The organism is Desulfuribacillus stibiiarsenatis (assembly GCF_001742305.1).
GTDB classification, from domain to species: Bacteria; Bacillota; Bacilli; order Desulfuribacillales; family Desulfuribacillaceae; genus Desulfuribacillus_A; species Desulfuribacillus_A stibiiarsenatis.
This window is the reverse complement of sequence record NZ_MJAT01000034.1, coordinates 1-500: the sequence shown is the minus strand read 5'-3', so window position 1 is coordinate 500 and position 500 is coordinate 1. Positions and strand designations below refer to the sequence as shown.

Genomic DNA, 500 nt, shown 5'->3' with positions numbered 1-500 from the left:
TGTTTCAGTTCCCCGGGTCTGCCTTCTCATACCCTATGTGTTCAGGTATGGATTGTATCCCATTACGGATACAGGGTTTCCCCATTCGGATATCTACGGATCAAGGTCTGCTTACGACTCCCCGTAGCGTTTCGGCGTTCGCTCCGTCCTTCTTCGGCTCCTAGCACCAAGGCATCCACCATACGCTCTTTCTAGCTTAACCATTACTACTGGTTAAAAACGCTGTTGTTTGTTTCTTGGTATTTCTTTACTTGCTTTTGTTTCCGATGTCTTTTCGGTTTTATGTGTAGTTGTCATGGATCAAGGGTTTTTTCTCCGCTTGTGCGAAGGAAAAGCTCCCTCAAAACTATACAGTGCAATCATTTCGTCAAGTTCCCTGTGAGACCTTTGGTCTCTTTAGCGGATGTTACTCCGCTATTTTCCTTAGAAAGGAGGTGATCCAGCCGCACCTTCCGATACGGCTACCTTGTTACGACTTCACCCCAATCATCTATCCCACC

General features: G+C 46.6%; 2 rRNA genes. Both read right to left on the bottom strand.

Going from position 1 to position 500, the window contains the following annotated elements:
• Window positions 1-202: ribosomal RNA gene (locus BHU72_RS10450) — 23S ribosomal RNA — on the bottom strand; the annotation flags it as partial.
• A gap of 225 nt (window positions 203-427) precedes the next feature.
• Window positions 428-500 (bottom strand): 16S ribosomal RNA (locus BHU72_RS10445); the annotation flags it as partial.